19 protein-coding genes and 7 tRNA genes are annotated in these 21826 nt (G+C 64.4%); 11 read left to right on the top strand and 15 right to left on the bottom strand.

Annotated features, from left to right (window positions below; genetic code table 11):
* Nucleotides 1-12: 12 nt before the first annotated feature.
* The 6 genes from ACMZPQ_RS03235 to ACMZPQ_RS03210 form a co-directional block, all read right to left on the bottom strand.
* On the bottom strand, nucleotides 13-2301 hold the full coding sequence (locus tag ACMZPQ_RS03235) for an Orn/Lys/Arg family decarboxylase (RefSeq protein WP_197581625.1): 2289 nt from the start codon (nucleotides 2299-2301) through the stop codon (nucleotides 13-15).
* Between the two features lie 20 nt (nucleotides 2302-2321).
* The gene (gene adiC / locus ACMZPQ_RS03230; RefSeq protein ID WP_197581623.1) at nucleotides 2322-3674 is read right to left on the bottom strand and encodes an arginine/agmatine antiporter; all 1353 of its coding nucleotides are present in this window, start codon (nucleotides 3672-3674) and stop codon (nucleotides 2322-2324) included.
* 76 nt (nucleotides 3675-3750) lie between these two features.
* Nucleotides 3751-5205 carry a DcaP family trimeric outer membrane transporter gene (locus tag ACMZPQ_RS03225; protein ID WP_197581621.1) on the bottom strand — a complete coding sequence of 485 codons (1455 nt, stop codon included), beginning with the start codon at nucleotides 5203-5205 and terminating at the stop codon, nucleotides 3751-3753.
* Between the two features lie 515 nt (nucleotides 5206-5720).
* On the bottom strand, nucleotides 5721-6563 hold the full coding sequence (dsbG, locus tag ACMZPQ_RS03220; RefSeq protein WP_197581619.1) for a thiol:disulfide interchange protein DsbG: 843 nt from the start codon (nucleotides 6561-6563) through the stop codon (nucleotides 5721-5723).
* A 30-nt stretch (nucleotides 6564-6593) separates the two neighbouring features.
* A complete protein-coding gene (locus tag ACMZPQ_RS03215) occupies nucleotides 6594-7397 on the bottom strand; it encodes a redoxin family protein (protein WP_197581617.1) in 804 nt (267 codons plus the stop codon).
* Between the two features lie 80 nt (nucleotides 7398-7477).
* Nucleotides 7478-8545 carry a GlxA family transcriptional regulator gene (locus tag ACMZPQ_RS03210; RefSeq protein ID WP_197581615.1) on the bottom strand — a complete coding sequence of 356 codons (1068 nt, stop codon included), beginning with the start codon at nucleotides 8543-8545 and terminating at the stop codon, nucleotides 7478-7480.
* Nucleotides 8546-8730: 185 nt separating this feature from the next.
* On the opposite strand from ACMZPQ_RS03210, the gene ACMZPQ_RS03205 reads away from it, so the two are divergent.
* The 7 genes from ACMZPQ_RS03205 to ACMZPQ_RS03175 all read left to right on the top strand — a co-directional run bounded on the left by ACMZPQ_RS03205 (nucleotide 8731) and on the right by ACMZPQ_RS03175 (nucleotide 10068).
* Nucleotides 8731-9129: a heavy metal-responsive transcriptional regulator gene (locus ACMZPQ_RS03205; RefSeq protein ID WP_197581613.1), complete on the top strand. Its 399-nt coding sequence runs from the start codon at nucleotides 8731-8733 to the stop codon at nucleotides 9127-9129.
* A 103-nt stretch (nucleotides 9130-9232) separates the two neighbouring features.
* Nucleotides 9233-9308: transfer RNA gene (locus tag ACMZPQ_RS03200), tRNA-Ala, on the top strand.
* Nucleotides 9309-9362: 54 nt separating this feature from the next.
* Nucleotides 9363-9438: transfer RNA gene (locus tag ACMZPQ_RS03195), tRNA-Glu, on the top strand.
* 184 nt (nucleotides 9439-9622) lie between these two features.
* A tRNA-Ala gene (locus tag ACMZPQ_RS03190) sits at nucleotides 9623-9698 on the top strand.
* A gap of 49 nt (nucleotides 9699-9747) precedes the next feature.
* A tRNA-Glu gene (locus ACMZPQ_RS03185) sits at nucleotides 9748-9823 on the top strand.
* A gap of 46 nt (nucleotides 9824-9869) precedes the next feature.
* Nucleotides 9870-9945, top strand: a tRNA-Ala gene (locus ACMZPQ_RS03180).
* Nucleotides 9946-9992: 47 nt separating this feature from the next.
* A tRNA-Glu gene (locus tag ACMZPQ_RS03175) sits at nucleotides 9993-10068 on the top strand.
* 132 nt (nucleotides 10069-10200) lie between these two features.
* Here ACMZPQ_RS03175 and ACMZPQ_RS03170 read toward each other — a convergent pair.
* Nucleotides 10201-10617 (bottom strand): GNAT family N-acetyltransferase, encoded by a 417-nt coding sequence (locus ACMZPQ_RS03170; RefSeq protein WP_197581611.1) that lies wholly within the window; start codon nucleotides 10615-10617, stop codon nucleotides 10201-10203.
* Between the two features lie 77 nt (nucleotides 10618-10694).
* Here ACMZPQ_RS03170 and ACMZPQ_RS03165 point away from each other — a divergent pair, with 77 nt between their 5' ends.
* Nucleotides 10695-11651 carry an SOS response-associated peptidase family protein gene (locus tag ACMZPQ_RS03165; RefSeq protein WP_197581609.1) on the top strand — a complete coding sequence of 319 codons (957 nt, stop codon included), beginning with the start codon at nucleotides 10695-10697 and terminating at the stop codon, nucleotides 11649-11651.
* Between the two features lie 10 nt (nucleotides 11652-11661).
* On the opposite strand, the gene ACMZPQ_RS03160 is transcribed toward ACMZPQ_RS03165, so the two are convergent.
* The gene (locus ACMZPQ_RS03160) at nucleotides 11662-12042 is read right to left on the bottom strand and encodes a response regulator (RefSeq protein WP_197581607.1); all 381 of its coding nucleotides are present in this window, start codon (nucleotides 12040-12042) and stop codon (nucleotides 11662-11664) included.
* A gap of 132 nt (nucleotides 12043-12174) precedes the next feature.
* Here ACMZPQ_RS03160 and ACMZPQ_RS03155 point away from each other — a divergent pair.
* Nucleotides 12175-12260, top strand: a tRNA-Leu gene (locus ACMZPQ_RS03155).
* Between the two features lie 90 nt (nucleotides 12261-12350).
* On the opposite strand, the gene ACMZPQ_RS03150 is transcribed toward ACMZPQ_RS03155, so the two are convergent.
* Nucleotides 12351-12851: a hypothetical protein gene (locus ACMZPQ_RS03150; protein ID WP_414486064.1), complete on the bottom strand. Its 501-nt coding sequence runs from the start codon at nucleotides 12849-12851 to the stop codon at nucleotides 12351-12353.
* Nucleotides 12852-12960: 109 nt separating this feature from the next.
* Here ACMZPQ_RS03150 and ACMZPQ_RS03145 point away from each other — a divergent pair, with 109 nt between their 5' ends.
* A complete protein-coding gene (locus ACMZPQ_RS03145; protein ID WP_414486066.1) occupies nucleotides 12961-13626 on the top strand; it encodes an SOS response-associated peptidase in 666 nt (221 codons plus the stop codon).
* 97 nt (nucleotides 13627-13723) lie between these two features.
* Nucleotides 13724-14218 (top strand): hypothetical protein, encoded by a 495-nt coding sequence (locus ACMZPQ_RS03140; protein WP_414486063.1) that lies wholly within the window; start codon nucleotides 13724-13726, stop codon nucleotides 14216-14218.
* Here ACMZPQ_RS03140 and ACMZPQ_RS03135 read toward each other — a convergent pair.
* The 6 genes from ACMZPQ_RS03135 to ACMZPQ_RS03110 all read right to left on the bottom strand — a co-directional run bounded on the left by ACMZPQ_RS03135 (nucleotide 14153) and on the right by ACMZPQ_RS03110 (nucleotide 21817).
* Nucleotides 14153-14812: a hypothetical protein gene (locus ACMZPQ_RS03135; RefSeq protein WP_279944598.1), complete on the bottom strand. Its 660-nt coding sequence runs from the start codon at nucleotides 14810-14812 to the stop codon at nucleotides 14153-14155. The two genes, ACMZPQ_RS03140 and ACMZPQ_RS03135, sit on opposite strands and share 66 nt — an antisense overlap.
* Before the next feature lie 319 nt (nucleotides 14813-15131).
* Nucleotides 15132-18761: a TipJ family phage tail tip protein gene (locus tag ACMZPQ_RS03130; RefSeq protein ID WP_414486062.1), complete on the bottom strand. Its 3630-nt coding sequence runs from the start codon at nucleotides 18759-18761 to the stop codon at nucleotides 15132-15134.
* Nucleotides 18762-18763: 2 nt separating this feature from the next.
* Nucleotides 18764-19363 (bottom strand): tail assembly protein, encoded by a 600-nt coding sequence (locus ACMZPQ_RS03125; protein ID WP_414486061.1) that lies wholly within the window; start codon nucleotides 19361-19363, stop codon nucleotides 18764-18766.
* Between the two features lie 4 nt (nucleotides 19364-19367).
* Nucleotides 19368-20108 (bottom strand): C40 family peptidase, encoded by a 741-nt coding sequence (locus tag ACMZPQ_RS03120; RefSeq protein WP_414486060.1) that lies wholly within the window; start codon nucleotides 20106-20108, stop codon nucleotides 19368-19370.
* A 63-nt stretch (nucleotides 20109-20171) separates the two neighbouring features.
* Complete coding sequence (locus ACMZPQ_RS03115) at nucleotides 20172-20867, bottom strand: phage minor tail protein L (RefSeq protein WP_414486059.1); 696 nt, start codon at nucleotides 20865-20867, stop codon at nucleotides 20172-20174.
* Nucleotides 20864-21817: a hypothetical protein gene (locus ACMZPQ_RS03110; RefSeq protein ID WP_414486058.1), complete on the bottom strand. Its 954-nt coding sequence runs from the start codon at nucleotides 21815-21817 to the stop codon at nucleotides 20864-20866. Before ACMZPQ_RS03110 ends, ACMZPQ_RS03115 begins: the two co-directional genes overlap by 4 nt.
* Nucleotides 21818-21826: the final 9 nt, after the last annotated feature.

Raw genomic sequence — 21826 nt, 5'->3', positions numbered from 1 at the left:
GACCGTCGCCGGTCAGGCCTTCAACACCTCCACCTTGTACGACGTCTCATCGCCCTCGTGCTCGATGATCAGCCCGTGCACGTCCGACTCGAAGCCCGGGAAACGGGCATTCTGCTCGCGGGCGATGCGCAGCGACTGGATGATCGGCTCGTCGCTGTCGCCGAAGCGCTCACCCGGCATGATGGTCGGGATGCCCGGCGGATAAGGTACCAGCATGGTCGCGGCGACACGGCCACTGATCTGCTCGATGTCGACCCGCTCGATCTGGCCCTTGACCAGATGGTTGTAGGCATCGGCCGGGGTCATCACCGGCGTCGGCAGGTCCACGTACATCTCGCGCATCACCTTGGCCACCGAGAATTCCTGGTTGAACGCATGCAGCGCGTCGCACAGGTCCCGCAGGCCCCAGCCGGCATAGGCATTGGGATAGTCAGCGGCCAGCGATGGCAATGCCTGGCTCAGCGGCGCGTTGCGGTCGTACAGCTCCTTGAACGCCATCAGCTCGGTGACCAGCGTGCTCCACTTGCCCTTGGTGATGCCCATCGAGAACAGGAACAGCACCGAGTACAGGTTGGTCTTTTCCACCGTGATGCCGCGGCCCCACAGGAACTTGCTCAGCACCGCCGCCGGGATGCCCAGCTTGCCCATGCTGCCGTCCATCGCCAGCCCCGGGGTCAGCAGGGTCACCTTGATCGGGTCGATCAGCACATAGTCGTCGACCAGGTTTTCGAAGCCGTGCCAGTGCGCATCCGGCTGCAGGTACCACTCCTCGCGCTTGGCTACCAGCGGTGCCGGCGTATCACCCTTGTCCAGGCTGCGCTCGACCTTGGTGGGCTGCCACACGCTGAACCACCAGTCGTCGCGGCCCAGGTCATCGCGCACGTGCAGCATCGCGCGGCGGAACGCGATCGCCTCGTCATGCATCTCCTGCACCAGCGAACGGCCGGCGTCGCCTTCCATCATCTTCGAGGCCACGTCACAGGCCGCGATCACCCCGTAATGCGGGCTGGTCGAGGTGTGCATCATGAACGACTCGTTGAAGCGCTCGGCATCCAGGTTGCGCTGCGCGGAGTTGCGCACGTGGATCATCGAGGCCTGCGAGAACGCGGCCAGCAGCTTGTGGGTGGAATGGGTGGTGAAGATGATCGCATCCTGCTCACGCGGCTTGCCCTTGGCCATGCCGTAGTGGTTCTCGTAGAACGGATGGAACGCGGCGTAGGCGTACCAGGCTTCGTCGAAGTGCAGGAAGTCGACGGCGCTGCCGATCTCGTCGGCGATCTTCTCGGCGTTGTAGCACAGGCCGTCGTAGGTCGAGTTGGTCACCACCGCGATGCGCGGCTTGGAGCCGGCCTGGTAGGCCTTGCTGGCCAGCGGATTGGCGGCGATGCGCTGCTGCAGCGACTCGGGCGTGAACTGGTCCAGGCTGATCGGGCCGATGATGCCGTGCGCGTTGCGGCTGGGGGTGAAGTACACCGGCACCGCGCCGGTCATGATCAGCGCGTGCAGCAGCGACTTGTGGCAGTTGCGGTCGACGAACACCACGTCGCCACGGGCCACCGTGCCGTGCCAGACGATCTTGTTGGCGGTGGAGGTGCCGTTGGTGACGAAGAACGTATGGTCGGCACCGAAATTGCGCGCTGCCTCTTCCTCGGCATCCTTGATCGGGCCGGTATGGTCGAGCAGCGAGCCCAGTTCCGGCACCGAGATCGACAGATCACTGCGCAGGGTGTTCTCACCATAGAACTGGTGGAAGGCGCGCCCCACCGGTGACTTGGTGAAGGCCACGCCGCCGGCATGGCCCGGCGTGTGCCAGGAATAGTTCGATTCGGCAGCGTGGTGGATCAGGGCCTTGAAGAACGGCGGCAGCAGGTTCTTCATGTAGTCTTCGGCCGCGCGCATCACCTGCCGCGAGATGAAGCTCTTGGTGTCTTCGAACAGGAAGATGAAGCCGTGGATGTACTTGAGCAGCTTGCTCGGCACCTTCTCGATGGTGCGGCGCTCGCCGTACAGGAACACCGGCAGGTTGGCGCGGCGTGCGCTCTGCTCACGCAGGAAGGCGGTCAGGCGCTGGAATTCGCCGTCCACCTCTTCGCTGCCATCGATCGAGATCAGCACCGCCGAGGCCGCCACGTAGGTGCGGGCACCGGCACGGGCATCATCCAGGTTGAGCCCGCACAGCACGCGCTGGTCATTGCTGCGCAGCTCCTCCACCAGCGCACGGATGAGAATGCCGCCGATGCGCGGCGAATCGTAGTCGTTGTCGATGACAATGACCGGATAGTCCAGGGACTTGAAGTACACGTTGATTCTCCTTGTCTAACTCAGGAACGCTGGGCACTGGCGGTGATCGCCGATGCCTCGCGGGCGCGCCGCCGCTGCTGGCGGCGCTCCTCGCTGAAGAAGGGATAGAACACGGTGATGAACAGCACGAACAGGAACGCGTACTGCACGATGGTTCCCGACGAGCCGTAGATCGCCCACAGGCAGTACACGACGGTCAGGCTGGTCAGGGTCCAGAACGCGCCGGTATGGATGATCGTGTGCGAGCGTTCGACCACGAAGTAGCAGGCCACGCACGAGTAGATGTAGGGCAGCAGGGTCAGCACCACCGCCGCGGAGGTGATGACGTCGAACTGCGCCGAAGCGGTTTCCGAGGTGGAGGTGACCAGCACCGCCAGGGTCATCAGCACCGCCACGATCAGCACGCCCTTGACCGGCACGTCATCCTTGTTGGTCTTGCTGAAGATGCTCGGGAACAGGCCGTCATCCGATGCTGCCTTGGCGCTCTGTGCGGTCAGCAGGATCCAGCCGCCCAGCGAGCCGGCGGCACCGATGAAGGCGCACAGGCTGACCAGCGCGCCGCCCCAGCCACCCACTGCCTTGGCCGCGGCCAACGCGAACGGCGCATCGGAGGTCTGCAGTTCACCATTGGGCACCATGCCCATGATCACCGAGGAACTGGCGATGTAGGCGATCGCGGCCAGGAACACGCCGGCCAGGGTTGCGCGGGCAACGTTCTTTTCCGGGTTCTCGACCACGCCCGCCGTCACCGAGGCCGACTCGACACCAATGAAGGCCCACAGGGTCAGCGCGGCGGCGCTGGAGATCGCGCCGAAGTTGGATTCGCCGGACACGTTGTAGGCGCCCTTGAAGATGTCGGCATCGAAGAAGAACCAGCCGAAGATGGCGATGCCCAGGATCGGCACCAGCGCGAAACTGGTGGTGACGGTCTGCACGCGGCTGACGAAGGCCGGGCCGATCATGTTGGCAAAGCTGAGCGCCCACACCAGCACCAGTACCGCGATGCAGCGCACCAGCGGCTCGGACAGGATCGGGAAGAAGTAACTGAAGTAGCCCACCGCGGCGATCGGGATGGCGACATTGCCGATCCAGTTGGCGAACCAGTAGATGGTATTGGTCTGGAAGCCCATGTAGGGCCCGAACCAGTCACGCGCATAGGCGTACGGACCGCCCGCCTTCGGTGCCAGCTTGCCCAGCTTGGCGAACACGAACGCCAGCAGCAGCGCGCCGGCAGTGGTGATCAGCCAGCCCCAGATCGAGGCGGTACCGATCTTGGCCAGGCTGGACGGCAACAGGAACACACCCGAGCCCATCATGTTGCCGGCGACGAGGAAGGTGGCTCCGACCACCCCGATTTTCTTTGCTTCTGCCATGACAATCTCCTGTACTGGCATGAGCCCGGTGCGACCGGGCGTGGGGACGGTTGCGCTGGCGTACGGCCGCTGGCGCTTACTTGATGAAGTTGTATTGCAGACTGCCCTGCACCCGGACCGTGTCGCCACGCGCACCGCCCTGCTGTTCCAGGCGGCCATACAGCAGCTCCATGCCCATCGTCCACGACGGCGCCGGGCTCCAGATCAGGTTGAACACGCCGTAGCGACTCTGCCGGAACGCGTCGGCCGCCAGTGCCGCGTTCCGCTCCAAAGTCAGCTGGCCGAAGATCAGGTTCGAACGCCACAGCTCGGACCAGTAATGGGTGTAACCCACGAAGCCACCGTGCAGGTCCAATGCATCCAGGCGGCCATCGGCGCCGACCACCGCGTCCAGGCCGGAGCCGGTCAGGTCGGCGGTGTAGCGACTGAGGCCGCGGCCACCGAGGGCACCGAACAGCAACAGGTCGCGTTCGCCCATCGAGGCCGAGCCACTCAGCTGCAGGCCACCGGCCATGCGCCGGTCGCGCTCGCCATCGCCGTCATAGGCCAGGCTTCGCGCCACCGCGCCCAGTTGCAGATGGCCCCAGTCGCGTTCCATGCGCGCAGTCACCGTCACATCCGGCAGCCGGTTCACGGCGGCCCGTTCCTCGGTGGCGCCAGCCAATTCGGTCTTCGGGTCTTCGGCCGCCACGGTCAGGGTGTTGCCCTTGCCCATCGCGAAGCTGTGGTGAATGCCCGCCACCAGCAGATAGCCGGCGCCGCCCGGCCCTGCGAAATCCAGCGTGTCGGGCAGGCTGTCCGGATCCATGAAGCTGGAGTAGCCGTAGCCGGCGTAGGTATTGCCGAGCTGGCCATACGCGTGGCGCAGCCGGAACTCATAGCCGTCGCTGCTGCCGAAGAAGTCGTTTTCCAGGTAGAAGCGCAGATTGCCGTGCGTGGTCGGGCGCCGCGCTTCAAAACTGAAGCGGGTCTGCTTGGCGTGGATATTGAAGTTGGACACGTCGCGATGGCTGCCACCCACCGGCATCGATGACGGAATGAACTGATCCTCGTCGCCGGCCGCGCGCGAGTCGGCGATGGCATCGAGCTTGGCGTAGCCCCCGATGCGGATCACCGTATCGGTCCCGGGAATGGCGAAGAAACCCTTCAGGTCGGGATCGGTTGGGCCGGCCGCACTGTCCGGACGCGATGCCGCAGTGGACGGATCGGCCACGGATTCGCGTTGCGGCAGCACCGGCTGCGCCACGCCCGGCACCTGGGTGCGATGGATCACATCAGCCGTGGCCGGGGTGACCGCCGTTGCAGCACCTGGCGCTACAGGCGCTGCCGGCACCTGCGCCAACGCAGCCGCAGGTGTCGCGTCGCGCTGTTCAAGCCGGTCCAGGCGCTGCTGCATGCCCTCCAGCGCCTGGCGCATGGTGGCAATCTCACGCCGCAGTGCCTGCGCATCCTCCACATCGAGCGGTTGCGCATACGCTGGCGTGATCGCCAGTGCACCCAGACATGCCAGACTCAGTACCGCCAAACGCATGGCATCCTCCCCGGACGAACACTCGCATCACGTTCCCGGAGCGCACGTATGCGCCGCCCTGGCTTCGCGTTGCCGTTGCTGGAAATGCGGGTACTGCGTCGACGACACCGGTCAGCCTGCGCGTGGCAGGCAACAGAACGATGACACTGCCCTGCCTGCACCCATGTCGACTCCATCGAGGCCGCGCTGCCGGAGAGGTGGCGACCGCAGCCGACTGGGTAACAAGCAGGGAGTGAGAGTGTCGTGAATGGCTGTGCCGGCCTGCCCGGATCAGGGCAGCCGCGGCGCGGCATCCATGGCGCGTTGACGCTGTATTCCATGCGTCAAAGGCTAGTCCACCTGCCGTTTTCGGCCTTGATTGGAATCAAGGCGCAATGCTTGATCTCAGTCACGATTCAGGCGTGACGAAGGACAGGTCATGCGCAGACGGTTGTGTCTGGCTTGACCGCAGGACGCAGCAGGCCCGCATGTCACCATGCGGGCCTGCGGTTCACGTCATGCGATGCGGGTTTCGATCAGCGCGGGCCGAGCACCGTCTGCAGATCATCACCCTGCGGCAGGCCGGCACGACGCTGTACCTGACCCTGCGCGTCCTGGAACAGGATACCCGGCGTGCCCTGGAAGCCCATCTCGACCATCAGCACCTGATTGGCGTCGAGCTTGCCCGCGATGTCGCGGCTGATGCTCGGCAATGCCTTGATGCCGCCACGGTCGAACTGGTGCTCGTTCTGCAGCAGCGCCGCACTCGGATCGCGCGCGGCAAGGATCGCCGCCGCCTTGGCCGGGCTGTCCTCACGGATCACGCCCACCATGATGTGACGCAACTGGACCTTGCCCGCATCGACCCAGGGGCGTGCCGCTTCCCAGAACTTGTGGCAGTAGGGGCAGTTGGCGTCGCTGAAGGTATAGACCACCCGCGGTGCATCGGCCTTGCCATCGCGCACCCATGCGCTGGCTTCCAGCTTGGTCCACATCTTGGCCGACATCGGCGCGGCCACCAGCTTCTCCACCGCCTCGGCGGCCACGTCGTTGCCTTCAGCATCGAACAGGCTGCCGACCAGCACGTGCTTGCCATCGGCAGTGACATAGGCTGCAGCCGGCTGCTGGCCACCCACCACACCGGCGAAGCCTCGCAGCCCGCCTGGCGCATCGAATTCGGCGACGACCTCGAAGCCGTGCTTCTCGATGCCCTTCAACACGGCAGGGCGATCACCCTGGGTGGCAGTGGCCGACGCGCTTGCGGTCGGTGCCGCGGCAGTCTTGCCCGGCGGTGTCTGCGCCTGGCTGCAGGCGGCCAATGCCAGCATGACCGGCAGCAGGAGCACCGCCGGGGCAGTGCGCAGGGAAGTCGACAACATGAGAACTCCGTAGTGAGATGCCCGCGCAGGCTACCGCAGCCGGCGAAGTTTGTGTTCAAGACCGGCTGCAGTCAGTTCGCCCAGGTGCAGTTCACGCAGGCGGCCATCGGCATCGAAGAACAGCGTTGAGGGATAGGCCTGCACACCCAGCACGGTGGCAGCGGCGGCCTGATAGTCGAGCAGGACATTGCCGAGCGCCAGCCCTTCACCAGCAAGGAAATCCTGGACCTCGCCAAGCGTTTCCCCCTGGTTGAGAAACACGAACTGCACCTCCGCGTGCGTTTTCTGTGCTGCCGACAGCACGGGCATCTCCCGTCGACAGGGCCCGCACCAGGTCGCCCAGAGATTCAGTACTAAAGGCTTTCCACGAAACTGCTGCAGATCGACCTTGCCACCGTGCAGGTCCACCACCTGCAGGGTGGGCAACGGCATTTGCCGCTCCTGCCAGGCCGACAGCACCTGGCCGCCTCCCACCCACGCCAGTACACCGGCCAGCGCACCCGCCAGCACCGACGCCCGCAGCGCGCGCCACGGGCGCAGCCGCCACAGGCCCCACGCCAGCCCTGCCACCAGCACCACGCCCACGTGATAACCGCCATCGGTGATCTGCAGAATGCTCCAGGGTGCCTCCTGATACAGGGTGAAGTTCAAAACAACGAAGCTGATGCGACCGCACAGCAGACCGATCAGCAGCATGTCCAGCACCATGCTGCCTGCCGACGGCAACGGCATGTCATCGCTTCTGCGCGGCCACAGATGGGCTATGACCATCGCCAACATCGCGCAGACAAGGATCAACACCACCGGCATCGGCACCGGTCCAACGCTCGACATCAGCCCACCCGTTCAGTCATCAACTGCCTGCATGGTCGAAGCGGCGCGCCCAGGTTGCAAGCGCCGCCGCACAACAGGCATCACGCAGCACTTCGCCCCAGCTGTGCCGCCGAAGGCGCCTGCAGCCCGCGCAGACTACCTGCTACTGCCGGCATCAGAGGACGTTCACGCCGCTTGCTGTTGACGTGACGGCGATAGTTGGCAGGCGTCATGCCGACGATGCGCAGGAACAGGCGACGGAACGCGCTCTGGTCGGCATAGCCCACCCCCCACGCCACCTCGTCGATCCCCGACCCCTGCTGCAGCAGGGTCTGCGCCTTGGCAATGCGCAGCCGCTGGCAGTATTCGATTGGTCGCAGACCGGTGGCGCGCAGGAACCGCCGCTGCAGCGTGCGCGGCTCCAGCCCGGAGACCTCGCAGATTGCAGCCAAGGTCGCGCCTCGTGCCGCCGTTGTATGCAGCCAACGTTGCGCTTTGAGGACATCGCGGTCGCCGTGGGCGAAGTTGGCACTGAAGCGCTCCAGGTCCTGCTGGATCGCCGCCGGCACGGTGATTCCCAGTTGTTGTGCAACCGTACTCGCCACCCCCTGGCCATGCAGCCGGTACAACAGCCGCAGGCCGAGGAAGCGCCAGGCCTGCGATCCGCCCACCGTCAGCAGATCGCCGTCGTCAACCAGCGCCCGTTCGCTCGGCGCCCAACTGGCTGCCTGTGCCTGCAATCCGGGATGTCGGCCGAGATCGGGCCCGCTGACCGTACGCCCGGCCAGCAGGCCCGCGCGCGCCAGCACGCTGACCCCATCGCTGGCGGCGGCCAACAGGCTGCCACCGTCGTAGTGGGCCCGCAGCCAGTCCAGCAGGACCTCCTCGGCACGCAGGCAGGTACCCGGACTGATCTGGCCGGGAACGGCGATCACTGCCGGAATGGCCGCGTCCAGCATCTCCGCTCCAGCGATGCGGTGCACGCCGGTCTGGCTGGCAGGGACGATCCAGCGGGTGACCACGACCCGTTTGAACGGACGCCGCTGCTGCTGGGCCAGGCGATTGGCGACGTGCGCCATTTCCGCCAGCACCGAAGCCGCAGAAGGGTCGCCTCCGGGGTACTCGACCACCGCGACCTCGACGAATCCTTCGTGCTTGATTCCCTCCATAGACCCTCTCCTCGATTCATGTCCGGCCATCGAACGGCCGGTTCAGGCGAAGGGTAGGAACTGGTCCTGCGGCGGGGCTATGAAGAAAGTTGCAAAGTGCGCTGAATACGGGCATTCAGACCGGGGCTTGACGCTTGACCAGACTCAAGACTTCACAATGGCGCGAGCATCCGCAGGACTCCGTCATGAACATTGGACAACTGGCCCGCCAGGCGGGCGTACCGATCGATACGGTCCGCTACTACGAACGGCAGCAGCTGCTGCCGAAGGCGGCACGTTCGGCCGGCGGCTACCGCATCTTCGGTGACCCGGACCTGCGTCGGTTGCGGTTCATCCGGCGCGCCAAGGCGCTGGGCTTCACCCTCGAGGAAATCGGCGAACTGCTTGCGCTCAGCGATCACCATCAACAGGACATGGGCAGCGTGCGCGACACCGCCCAGGCTCGCCTGCAGGACATCGCGCAACGCATGGCCGAACTGCAACGCATGCACACGGCACTGTCGCAACTGGTCGAGGCCTGCCCGGGCCATGGCGCGCTGGATCAATGCCCGATCCTGGCCGCGTTGACCGATGAAAACCGATAGCGGTGCAAGGCCGACTTCGACGTGCCGATGGGCGTGAAGAAAAGTGCAACAAATGCTTGCCAACCCCCAGGGGCAAGGCTATTATTTCGCTCCTCAGCGACGTGGGGCCATAGCTCAGCTGGGAGAGCGCCTGCATGGCATGCAGGAGGTCAGCGGTTCGATCCCGCTTGGCTCCACCAATCTTTCGGCATTAGGCCGTCGAAAGGTCGCTAAAGAACATTGATGAGAATTGCGTCCCCATCGTCTAGAGGCCTAGGACATCACCCTTTCACGGTGGCGACCGGGGTTCGAATCCCCGTGGGGACGCCACTCATCATGAACAACGAGGACCCGGCCGATAACCGGGTCTTTTTTGTTCACCGCCTACCGGCATTCAGGTTGTGGCGTTGCGGCTCCCCCGCCCTTGTGGCGACGGTTGAACCGGAACGAAAAAAGTTCAAAAAAGACTTCCACAAATGTGAACACGCAGGTATGATAGGCGGCTCGGTAACACGGGGCCATAGCTCAGCTGGGAGAGCGCCTGCATGGCATGCAGGAGGTCAGCGGTTCGATCCCGCTTGGCTCCACCACTTTCGACAATAGGCCGTCGAGAGTTCTACAACTTGAAGTTTTTCGTGCGTCCCCATCGTCTAGAGGCCTAGGACATCACCCTTTCACGGTGGCGACCGGGGTTCGAATCCCCGTGGGGACGCCAGTTATAAAACGGACTCTGCTCCCGGCAGATCATCCGGAGTTTCATCGGGGCCATAGCTCAGCTGGGAGAGCGCCTGCATGGCATGCAGGAGGTCAGCGGTTCGATCCCGCTTGGCTCCACCACTTCGACATTAGGCCGTCGAAGCATCTACAACTTGAAGTTTTCGTGCGTCCCCATCGTCTAGAGGCCTAGGACATCACCCTTTCACGGTGGCGACCGGGGTTCGAATCCCCGTGGGGACGCCAATTCTTAAAAACCTCGGTTTCGGCCGGGGTTTTTCTTTGCCTGCGTTTCATGGGAAGGCCCTATCCACGCATGGCGTGGATCTACCGCAGGGCCCGGGCAGATCCACGCCATGCGTGGATGGCCCCCTCCCCTCAGAACCGGCGATACATCCCGATCGAGGCCGGCGCGGTGGGTGCGAATCCAAACTGTGCGTACAGACGATGCGCTTCGCCATCGGCCAGCAGGCTGACATACGCCGACGGCGGCAGGTTCACCTGCATCCAGGCATCCAGGCGCTGCATGACCTCCTTGCCCAGCCCCTGCCCCTGCAACCGGGGCAGCACGGCGATGTCGCAGACCTGCAGGTGGCATCCCCCATCACCCACAATGCGTCCCATCGCCACCAGCTCGCTGCCCTGGTACGCACATACACCGAACACCGTATTGGGCAGCGCGCGGCTGGCAGCTTCCGGGCTCTTGGCACTGAGGCCGGCCAGTACACGCAGCTGGCAGTAGTCCTCCACCGTGGGCACGGCCTCGCGGAACTGGCAGGCGACCGAATCACTCATGCGCTTTCTCCCTGTAGGTGGAGCTATCCTGCCGCATCCGCGTCGCAGCCGTTGCGACCCATGCTGGTCGAGTTCCCATGTGCTATTCCGCCCTGATCCGCGCCGACTACGCCAAACTGGTGCGCGAGTTCGGCGCCATCCTCTCGCTGGAGGAATTCGCCGAGCTGTACGCGCACGATCCCGGCAAAAAGCGCCCGAAGACCCCCAAGGCCATGGATGATGGCTTTGCCGGCGCGCGCACCGAGCAGGGCCGCGACATCGTCGCGAAGATCCAGCAATGGCATGCGCAGGAGCGCCAGGACCTGGAAGCCGAACTCTCCCGGCAGCGTGAACGCCGGGACATCGCCCATGCCACCCTCGCCACCCGCCCTACCCAGAAGGCACGAAACGACCTGCGCGTGGCCGGCAACCGCATCGAGCGTGCGCAGGCGCGGCTGGAAGACCTGCACCGGGTGCAGCTGCTGCCACGCGACAACCGCATCTTTCCGGGTACCTATGCACCGGTGATGGTCAGCGAGAACGGCCAGCGGGTGATCAAGCCGATGCGCTATCAATGCCGGCTGCCCGACAAGCCGGCGCGCAACGATGTGCTCTACCCCGGCACCTACAACGCGCGGCGCGACAGCCTGGAAGGCTACTGGCGAGGTGCATTCGGCCTGCGTCACGGCGTGGTGGTGGTGCAGGCGTTCTACGAACACGTGCCCCGTCACGCCATCGCCGGGCGCTCGCTCGAAACCGACGAGAAGGAACAGGACGTGGTGCTGGAATTCCGCACCGACCCGCCGCGCGACCTGCTGCTGGCGTGCCTGTGGGCGGAATGGGAGGGACCGGAAGGCCGCCTGTTGTCGTTTGCCACGATCACCGATGCCCCGCCCAGCGACATTGCCGCAGCCGGGCACGATCGTGGCGTGGTACCCATCCGCCGGGAGCACCTGGACGCGTGGCTCAACCCGGATCCCGAGGACCTGCCACGGCAGTACCGCATCCTCGATGACCGCGAGGACATCCGTTACGTGTACGAAGAGATCGCCTGAGCCGTAGAACTCAGGCCTTGACGCTGGAACGGCCCACTGCGCGATCCAGCGCCCGGGTCAGATCCGCCGACAGATACGGCTTGACCAGCAGTGTTCCGGCCAGCATCGACGCCGGCAGCTGTTCGGCCAGCATCCCGGTGGCCAGCACGAAGGGCACCCGTCGTGCCGATAACGCGGCAGCCACCGGCTCACTGGTCTCGTTGTGGGCCAGGCGATAGTCGAGCAGAGCCACATCCGGCGTGGTGTCTTCCAGCAGCCGCAGCGCTTCGGCGACGCTCGCCGCCAACCCGACCACGGTCGCGCCGGCGTGCACCAGCTGCATCTGCAGCAGTGCGGCGCTCATCTCGTCGTTCTCGACCACCAGCACCCTCAGGTCCTGCAACACGGTCATTGGCTACTGCTCCTGGAGGCATACAAGCCGCCGCAGTATAGCCACCATGGGGGCGATGCCGACAGGATGCGCCCTGATCGCCCCTCCCCCTTTGAAAGCCCGGCTGACCTCGGTTACACTCGCACGCTGCCTGCCGGTGTGGCGGAATGGTATACGCAGCTGACTCAAAATCAGCCGGGGGTAACCCCATGAAGGTTCGAGTCCTTTCACCGGCACCAAAGACCCTTGCAGCATAAGGGCTTCAACGAAAATGGCGTAATGGAGTCGTGAATCTTCCGGCTCCGCCTTTTTTCTTAACTACCCTCTCGCTACACGCCGCGCTGCATCTGCTGCAGCCCTGCCCTCACCCACGCCTTGCGCGCGTCCTTCGGGCGGGGCTTGGTCTCTGCCGGCGGCTTGCGTGGCTCCAGCGCTGCCTTGATCCGCTCGACCTCCTCAGCTCCAGCCTCAGCCAAGCGACGAGCCTGTTGCTGCTGCTCGCGGGTCGGCGGCAGGCCGGGCAGTGGTGACGGCGGCTGGATCGGCGTGCTGTCGGTCAGCCGGGCGACTGCCTCGCGCAGGGGCAGATAGGGATAGAGCCTGGCCGCGCACCAGCGCTCCGCGTAGCGCTTCGCCTGCCGGACGTTGGCCGCGCGCGCTTCCTTGGTCTGCCACATCTTCTGGCCTTCCATCCACAGCCGGACGCCAGGACCGCCATCGAACGTGACGTTCGCCGTTTCCCGGCCGTTGTACCAGAGCGCCCAGCGCTCGCCGGTCTGAACCCAGCCAGAGGGAATCGGGGCAGTGCGGAAGCCGTGGGAGGAATACATGGCCGGAAGGATACGACCGGCCGTCGCAGATCCTGCGAACGGCGCGGCCACCTCCATGAACCGTTCGGGATCACATGCCGGCCACGGCCGGCAGCGCTACCCTCCGGCCATGTGCGGCCGATTCGTCCAGCTCCCCGTGATCGACTTCGGCCAGCCGGGGCTGGCTGACCTTGCCCCCGGCCTGGCCGAGATCCAGCCCAGCTACAACTTGGCGCCGACGCAGCGCGCTTCGGTGATCCTGGACCGCGGCGAAGGTAGACAGGTGACCCGCCTGGCGTGGGGCTTGCTCCCGTTCTGGGCCAAGGCCAAGGGCCTGCAGGGCTCGACCATCAATGCCCGCATCGAGACGGTGGCCACGAAGCCTGCATTCCGCTCAGCGTTCAAGAAGCGCCGGTGCGTGATCCCGATGGCTGGCTACTACGAGTGGTCGGTCAGCCCTGAGGACGGGAAGAAGGATCCGTGGTTCATCCACGCCAAGGGGCCACTGCTGGCCGCCGGCCTGTGGGAGGACACCAGTCCGGTGCTGCCCGACGGCAGCCTGGGCACCTTCACCATCATCACCGGCGACAGCAGCGGCGTATCGGCCGACATCCACGACCGCATGCCGGTCTGGCTGACCGTCGGCCAGATCGATGAGTGGATGGGCGGCAGCCCTGACGACGCGATGGAGATGCTCCTAGCCAGCAAGCCGCCGGCCATGGAGGCCTACCGGGTCAGCCGCTCGGTCAACACGCCGCGGAACAACCGCGAGGATCTGCTCGAGCCAGTGGCCTGAACATGTTCGCGGCGGCCAAACGCGAACGGCTTTGCATAAGGCGCATGCCCCCGATTGGGCGTAACCTCTGCCCATTCCCCTCTACCCGGAGTGCAGGATGCGTGCGACCCTCATCACCGCCATTATCGGTCTTACTGCATCCTCACAAGGTTTCGCGGCCGACGCCATCATCGGTCAGCCGCGAACGGTCAGCCTTTTCCATGAAACCTCTTTCCAGGGTGAGAGCGTGGAGGCGTTCGTGCTGCGAATTGCCTACCGGATCTCGAAGGAGACTGACAGGATCAATGCAGAGGTCTGTGCCGTCATTGTCAACGAGGATGACCGGCATATGGTTGACGTACGAACCAGCAAAAGACTGACGAGCTGCGACGTACCCAAAGGGGATTTTGTTACGGTCCACAGCCACCCCCGCCTTGCCACCCCAGAATTCTCGCCGAGCGACTACGAAACACCCGGCTATCTGGTGCATGGAAGGAACGTGTATTTCCAAGATGGGCCAGGAACCAGCCGCTTTATTGGCCGGGCTTCAAAATCCCGTTACGTCGAGCACCAAAAATCGGGCGTCGTAGTTGACGATAGGATTAAGGAATGAAGAGGGTCCAGTCTGCACAGTATAGATGGCCGTCTTCAGATCAGCGGATTGCCTGTAGCTTCCTCTGATCTGGACAATGTTGTAGTACGAGTTCGGGCCACCTGGAATGGGCACGTTCGCGGTAACCATTCCTGGCTGCGCATGCACCATCAGGTAGGTCCTCCCCGCCGGAACCGGATAGGACAGCTCCGATCCGGAGTTGTAGGCGATCCGAAGGAAATCCACGACCCGCGCATATCGAAATAGCGAGTCGTACCTAAGTGACCCGTCGGCACCGAAGACCTGCAACCCGTATGTTGACGGTGATGAGTTCGGCGGCTTGTCGAAGAAGTAGCAGGTGTATGCGTAAGTACCAGCGTTTGCGCCGAAGCAGATTCGGTAGTTGTAAGTGTTACCAACCACGCTCCTGAGCTGCAAAAAGTGCATCTGGCTTGTGTCCACCGCAACCATCGGCGGGTTCGAGCCGGTCACGGTGAACGAGACATCGGCGTGCGGCCGCGTGCCCCAGGATTCCGTTGAGCCGACGTCGAAGGTGGACTGGCCTGACACCTTACTGATGAGACAGAGGTTGTTGTAGTCGTCACCGATCTGCACGGTGTTGGCGTCGTTGTATACGGTTATCCCGGCTGGCATCAGTAGGTCCCATAGACAATGGTCGCAGAGCGGGCATACGCAGTCCCACCTGCATTGAAGAAACTCCAGCTGATCCTAGTTCCGCTGATCTCTACGTTTGGAACGATGTTGCCGAAATCTGCAGCTAGGAGACTGTACCAGGGCGCCCCCTGAGCCAGGCTGGGCACATCAATGAATCCATCCACGATTCCCGTTACGACGCTGCCCATGACGCGAGTGATCCGCCAATTCGTGTCCAGCGCCACGCTTCTGTCAGCATGGAAAACCTGCAGTCCCTGACTCAAAAGCCCACCCCCACTCGTACGCGCAGAACCCCATTCCCGTCGAACACTCTGATCAGGCTATCGCTGATCGTGAGGTATCCCCCATTGCTCGGTCCCGTCATTGTCAACGTTCCGTTCTTGTCGAGTTTCCACCGCGGCTGCCCGCCAGCACCGACCGCCGTCGACTGGATCACGTCACCGATCATCGCGTTCTGGATCCAGCCAGTGCCGATCAGCGCCTGGCTGATGAACGTCTGGCCGCCCTGGATCACGAAGGGCGTGGTCACCTGCCCGTTTACAAGGTTGATCAGCGCCAAGCGATCGGCCTGGAACAGGATCTGGCTCTGATAGCTGCCGTCCGGCTGCTGCTCAACGCCAAGGCCCATGCCCGCCGCATAGATCTGACCGCCCGCGGTGACCTGCGCGCGCAAGGTGTAGGTGCTGCTGACCTTTCCATCCAGCGTGACAACTGACTGACTTACCTGCTGCACGGTCGCTTTCGTGTCGGCGAGGCTCGCATTGGTGGTGTCTACCCGACTTCCAAGCGATGCATCGGCTGTGGCCCGCGCAGTGGCCTCCGACTGCACTGCCGCATTCGCCTGGCCCAGCCCGACCTCGACCTGATCGGTACGAATGGCCTGCGCCAGGTCTGCATTGGAGAACACGCTCTGGATCGTGACAGTGCCCGCGTACACGTCAACGCTGCCAGCGCCCCAACTCGCATCCCCTGCCCCCTTGGGAGAGATCTGCGCGGTGATGCCGGAGATCACCTGCCCCTGCGCCGTTACCTTCCCATCGATGATTCCGATGTTCTGCGTGTTGACGTTGACCTGGCTCACCAGCGCGCCGTAGCCGGCCATGCCGGCACCCACGTCCTGCCAGTTGGGCCCCGGTGGCTGCTGGTTTCCCGGCGTCGGGTTGGTCCAGCTGTAGGTTCTGCCATCCCGCACCACGGTCTGGCCCTGGCTGTAGGTAGCGCCGGGGCTCCAGAGCAGCGGCAGCAAAGGCTGCAGACTGGTGATCGAGTCGATCTTGCCCAGCAGGCTCTGGCCCAGCGCGCTCTCACTGACCCTTCCAGCGAGGTAGGCGTCGTAGTCGCTCTGGTCGGTGCTGGCCTCGCCCATGACACCGGCGCCGGCCGGATGCCACGGACCGATGTTGCCGCTGCGGTCCACCAGTCGGCCCCAGAAGTAGAACCGGGCGCCGGCGGCCAGGCCGTCCAGCTGCAGCCGATCCTGCGGATAGGCGTAGTCACCCAGCTTCACCGCGCTGTCCTGGTTGGGGCCGGTGCTGCGCCAGATCTCGGTCCGTTGCGTATCGGTGGCGCCCTGAGGGAAGCCCCATTTCAGCGCGATCGCGAACGGAAGCGAGGTGGCCGTCAGCGAGGTCAGCGCCGGCGGCGGCGTGGTCTTGCCTTCGATGTTTGTCAGCGGGCTTAGCGCAGGCTGTGACACCGCCCCCACGGCATTGATCGCTCGCACGCGCGCCAGGTACTGCCCGGCGTAGACGCCCGGGACATCAATGCTCTGCGTGGAAGAGCGGCCAGCCCGCACCCAGTCCAGGTCGCCGCGCTTCCACTCCACGTCGTAGGCGATGGCCTTCTCGGCCTGGTCCCACGCGATCGTCAGCACGTGGGTGGCGATCCCCTGGTCGATGACCGAATGCGACGACAGGTGCACGTTGGCCGGTGGCGGCTGCACGCTCGGCGGGATGATGCTGATCGGCGGTTGCTCGATCCGGGTGCCGTCATCGATCGCGGCGAACTTGCCCGGCACATGCTTCAGGCCGACCACGTCGTAGGTGATGCCGTCCTCGCCGGTGATCGGGCGCTCCGTGATCGAGATGATACGGACAAGCTGCAGCGCCAGCTCGGGCGATTCCATGGCCCAAACCGACTGCGCGACCGGCACGGTCGACCACGGCACCGTGACGCGCACCTCGTTGCCGTTGACCGACTGAATGGTCCGGGTCTCGGTAACGCCGCTGGGCAGCGTGGCGTGAATCGTATGTCCGGCGGCAGTTTGCTCCGGCACCCGGTCCAGCACCAGCGAATTGGCCGTAGCGCTACGGATGCGTCCGCCCATGCGCCGCCCGGCCTTGTCGGGGTCGGCGATGCGGGCGATATCCCCAACGCTCACGCGCAGCGAATCAAGGCCCACCGAAAATGAGATGGTTCCTGTCTCGAGGTTCTCGCTGTAGAGAATGTGATTGCCAACGCGTTGGGCCTGGCTGCGGCGATCGCAACCGAACGCGGTGACGCTGGTGCTGTTGATGCCGTGGCGGGCCATGCCGCTGCGCAGCTGGACCGTCTCGACCTTCTGTCGGCCGAAGTCGTCAGGATCGGTCCACGACACCTGGGCGACGGTGTGGCGCGCCTTGCGCCCGGTGCCCTCGTCTGTGAAGCGACCATCCACAACGTTGGCCTGGGTGTAGGTAAAGGTCGGATCCTTGGGCATATCCGCCGAAGCAAACACCTGCCCTGCGGCGTAGAAGCTGATTCCGCGGAACATGGACGCCATATCCTGCAGGACACGGAACGCATCGGCCTCGGTCTGCAGGTACAGGCTGCACGTGAAGCGCGGCTCCATGCCGCCCATGCCGTCGCTCACCAGCTGGTCGCAGTAGCGCGCGATCGCGTACAGGTTCCACTTGTCGACGTAGGCCTGGGGGATCCGGTGGCCAAGGCCGAACCGGTCATTGGTCACGATGTCGTAGAACACCCATGCCGGGTTGTTCGTCCATGCCGACTTGAACGTGCCATCCCACACGCCCGAATAGGTGTGGTTCAGTGGGTCATAGTTGGACGGCACCCGGATGATGCGGCCCCAGATGCGGTAGGCGGTGCTCGGCTTGCCCTGGAACTGGCTGCCGTCCACCTGAATCGCCGAGAGGGCGCAGTTCGGGTAGCGCAGCTTTGCGTCGATCACCTCAGTGATCGAGGCGACGGTGGTCGTGTCGGCGATGGTCTGGCTGTCAGCGTTGGGTGTCAGCCGTCGGACGCGGGCCTGCCACTGACTCCCCGCGGGAAGATCGATGCGATGGCTGCGCTGATACTCGGTCGTGGTCTTGCCTGTGAAGGCAGACGTTATCACCGTATTGAACGGCCCATTGTCCGTCGACAGGTCAATGGCGTAGTCGATGGTGTAACCCTCTGCGTCGCCGTTCTCGGTGTTGCGCTTCACCAGCTGTGGAACGGCCAAGCGCACACGAATTGCCGACAAGCTGGATCCCGAAACGGCACGCGTCACCGGCGCATTGCTGCGCAGCTCAACGCCCACACCGATCTCGTTCTCCACCGATGGGAAGCCCGCGATGTGAGGCTGGTCCTGCGTCCCTGAGCGGGTCTCGACACTGACACCCTGGAAATTCAGGGTGCCGTCGGCGTTCTGGATCGGCACCTGGTCCAGGTAAATCGACTGGTTGCCCGCGACCAGGCCACGGATCTCGCCCTCGCTGATGAGGTCGAGAACGCGGGCAAACGAACGCGATCGCAGGGTGTCAGGACCTTCGACCGGCTCGCGCGACTTGCTCTGGCCCTTCTTGGCGCCGCCCAGGTGCAGGTGACTCGGCTTGGCCGCGGTAAGCTCGTTGCGGATGGCGCCGACAATGGGCAGCTGGCGCATGACCGCTGCGCTGGGTTGGGTCATGGTCACAGCTGGTCCTCTGCGTAGATGCCGCCACTGATGATTGCCGAGCCCACCAGCATCCCTTTTTCGTCGTGGCCGCCATAGGACAGCGGCACGGGACCACCAGCGGCTTGCGTGTTGACAACGCCGTTCATGCTGTAGTTCGGGGTGTTCTCGGGCTTTTCCTTGCTGCCGAGCGTCTTGGGCGGCGGCGCCAGCATCTGCGACACGCCGCCGAGCGTCAGGGCCATACCCACATTGGCTGCCGCCGAGTACGCGGCCAAGGCGAAGCCAGTGGCGCCGATGCTCATGAAGGTGGCCACGCCCCACAGCACGCCGCCGACGATGGTCTGCAGCGCGCCGCTCTTGGCGCCCACCAGCACTGGGGCGATCTTGATCACTTCCTCGCCAGGCGGATCGAGCAGCTGATCCTTTCCGACGTTCTCGGCGCCGACGAAGATCGCGAACCGAACGCCTTTGCCCTCAGCCTCAAGCAGGTACTGCTGGAAGCCGTCGAACAGCACGCCGAGCGCGCGCACAGCCTCAGCAGCGTTTGCCACTGCCAGGCGGTGCTCGCGACCGAAGCGCTTGCCCAGTGCTCCGTAGAGCCGGATCTTGCGCAAGCGGTCAGTCATGGCGTGCCTCGCGGTGTCGCACGATGTAGCGGGTGCGCTCCGCCCACATACCGCCATAGACGGCCTTCTCAGACAGCCGACCGTACAGGTGGTGCAGCATCAGGTCGTCGCCCAGGTAGACGCCGGCGTGGTTCGGAACCGGCGAGCGGACCTGCATCAGGATCATGTCGCCGCGGCGCGGGGCGCCATCGATCAGTTCGAAGCCCTCGGCGCGCAGGCGGTCCAGGCTGTAGAGGTCCTGGCCGTTGTCCCACCAGTTATCGTCGCGCTCGTACTGGCTGAGCGTGATGCCCAGCTCGAGCGCGTAGAAATCCCGCACCAGGCTGTAGCAATCGAGGATGCCGTGGGAGAACTGACGGCCCTCCAGCGGCACCACATAGCCGCACGGCTCGATGGTCTGGATGTCGTGACAGCCAGGCACCTCGCCCGCCACCTGGCCCACGCTGACGATGTGCCAAGGCAGGCCACTGGCCTCGCACATGACCCGGTCAGCGTCCGAGGCGGCGGCGGAGGCGTTCGGGTGGCTGTGCACCACAGCGATCACATCGCCACGATCCTCCGCCGCGGCATAGTCCTCCGCCGGCATGCGGAACTGGTCGGAAGGCTTGGCCGCGGTGTTGGCGCAGGGAACATAGTCCTCGCCGGCGGCGGTGGCCACGACCAGACCGCAGCACTCGCGCGGGTACTCGGCCACGGCGTGCGCCTGGATGGCCTGAAGGGTGCTCTGTTCCATGTGTCGCTCACGAAAAAGCCCGCGCGAGGCGGGCTGTGGGGTTGCTGTCGATGTGCTGCAGAATCAGGTGCGGACCAGGCCAGCAGCGGGGAACCCACCGTACGGAAGTTCGTTGTTCTCGCCGAACCGGCGTTTGCAGCTGCGAACCAGGCCGGCGCACACGTCCTGGCCGGGGTCGCTCACCGGATTGTCATTGATGTCGAAGTAAGCCGCGCCGGTGTAGCCGCAGTACGGCCCCCGGTAGCCGCCACGCAGCAGCCAGGTGCACACGTTTGACATGATCTGGCGCCCCGGCAGCACCTCGCCGTTGAGGTGGATGGCCGTGTCCAGCTCGAACTCGACCATTTCCTTGGTCTCCGCGACCTTGCGCTCGATGAACCAGATTTCGTCCCGAAAGTGCTCGCCAGGATCGGCAGTCGGATTCCCCTCGGCGAAGTTCGCCGCGTCCAGATACTTCACCAGCGTCTGCCGGCGGATGATCCTGGCTCCGACGAGATCGTCGTACAGCTGGCACATGACGCCGATGCGGCCGTCGCCGTTGCCGACCCGAAGGCGCGGAGCTGGCTGCTGGTCACCGGTCTGGGCGAACCCGGTGGCCTCGATCGGCCAGGCCCCGTACTGCTGGCCCTGCCACCAGATGACGCCGGCCTGCAGGTGCTGGTGGAACCACAGCTGGTCCGCACCAATGCTGGTCGCGTCCAGCTCGTACACGGTCACGCGGCCACCGGGTTCGAGCTGTTGAGCATCGGCGGTGATCATGATGCGCTGGCCTGGAGATCAGCCATCGCTTGCTGAAGGCCCACAAATGCGGCCTCCAGATCGCGGATGCGCTTGTCCTTCGTCTGGTGTCCGCGCACGCAGAGCGCCACCATAGCCATCAAGTTGACGTTCATTGGCACGTGGCGAGTTACCTCGCGCCATGCTGTTTCAATAGTATCCATCTCGACAGCATGCGAGCCGTCGCCGGTCTCGTTGGGAACCTGCACCGTGACCTTCACCGGCCGCTCGTAGGGTTCTTTCTCCACGACGTCATAGTCGCCGTCCGTCGCAATAGGAATGACGCTGTGGACATTCTCCGCAAGAAGGCTCAAGTAGCTCTTCTGACTTTCCAAGAAACTGGGCCGGTACTTGTGGGTGATGACCACCAGGCGATTGAGGTCCGTGTCAGCATCACCGCTGTAGCCCTCTATGAAATCCTTCACATCCGCCGACGAGGTTGGATTGAAGGATGCTGCGCTGCAGGATCCATCCGGTGCCAATAACAGCTGGCCAGCGCTGTTGGTTGCTCCATTCGGCCTGAGAAAGACAGCGCTACCAACGGAACCTGTCGCCAGCACGACGTTCGATGTAGTGCTAGAAAATGTGAGGTTTGCGGATATGCCGCCACTCACCGACACCGGTCCATTGAGATTGATAGCAGAACCACGAATGGACAACGGGGCGTAGCTGCTGTTCGAGTTGTTGACCGCATCCAACGTCACACCGGATGCGCCCTCTGATCTGAAGAACAGTTGATCCCCTGATGTGTTTGGCGTGACCCGGAGCGTGCCCCCGAAGATCACGGTATCCCCAGTGATGGTTCCGCCGCTTTTCGGCAAGGAAGGCCCATTAGGGCCATACAGCTCAGCGAAGTTCGCATTGACCTTGTTGAAGGCCGTGGGCGCCGGATCTCCACTCGGCGGTGATGTATCGATAATCTGGCGTGCCATGGGATCTCC

Origin of the sequence: Stenotrophomonas maltophilia (genome assembly GCF_047497515.2) — a bacterium.
GTDB lineage: Bacteria > Pseudomonadota > Gammaproteobacteria > Xanthomonadales > Xanthomonadaceae > Stenotrophomonas.
Note: the sequence above shows the minus strand (reverse complement) of the source record. Positions and strands in the feature narration are given on the sequence as shown.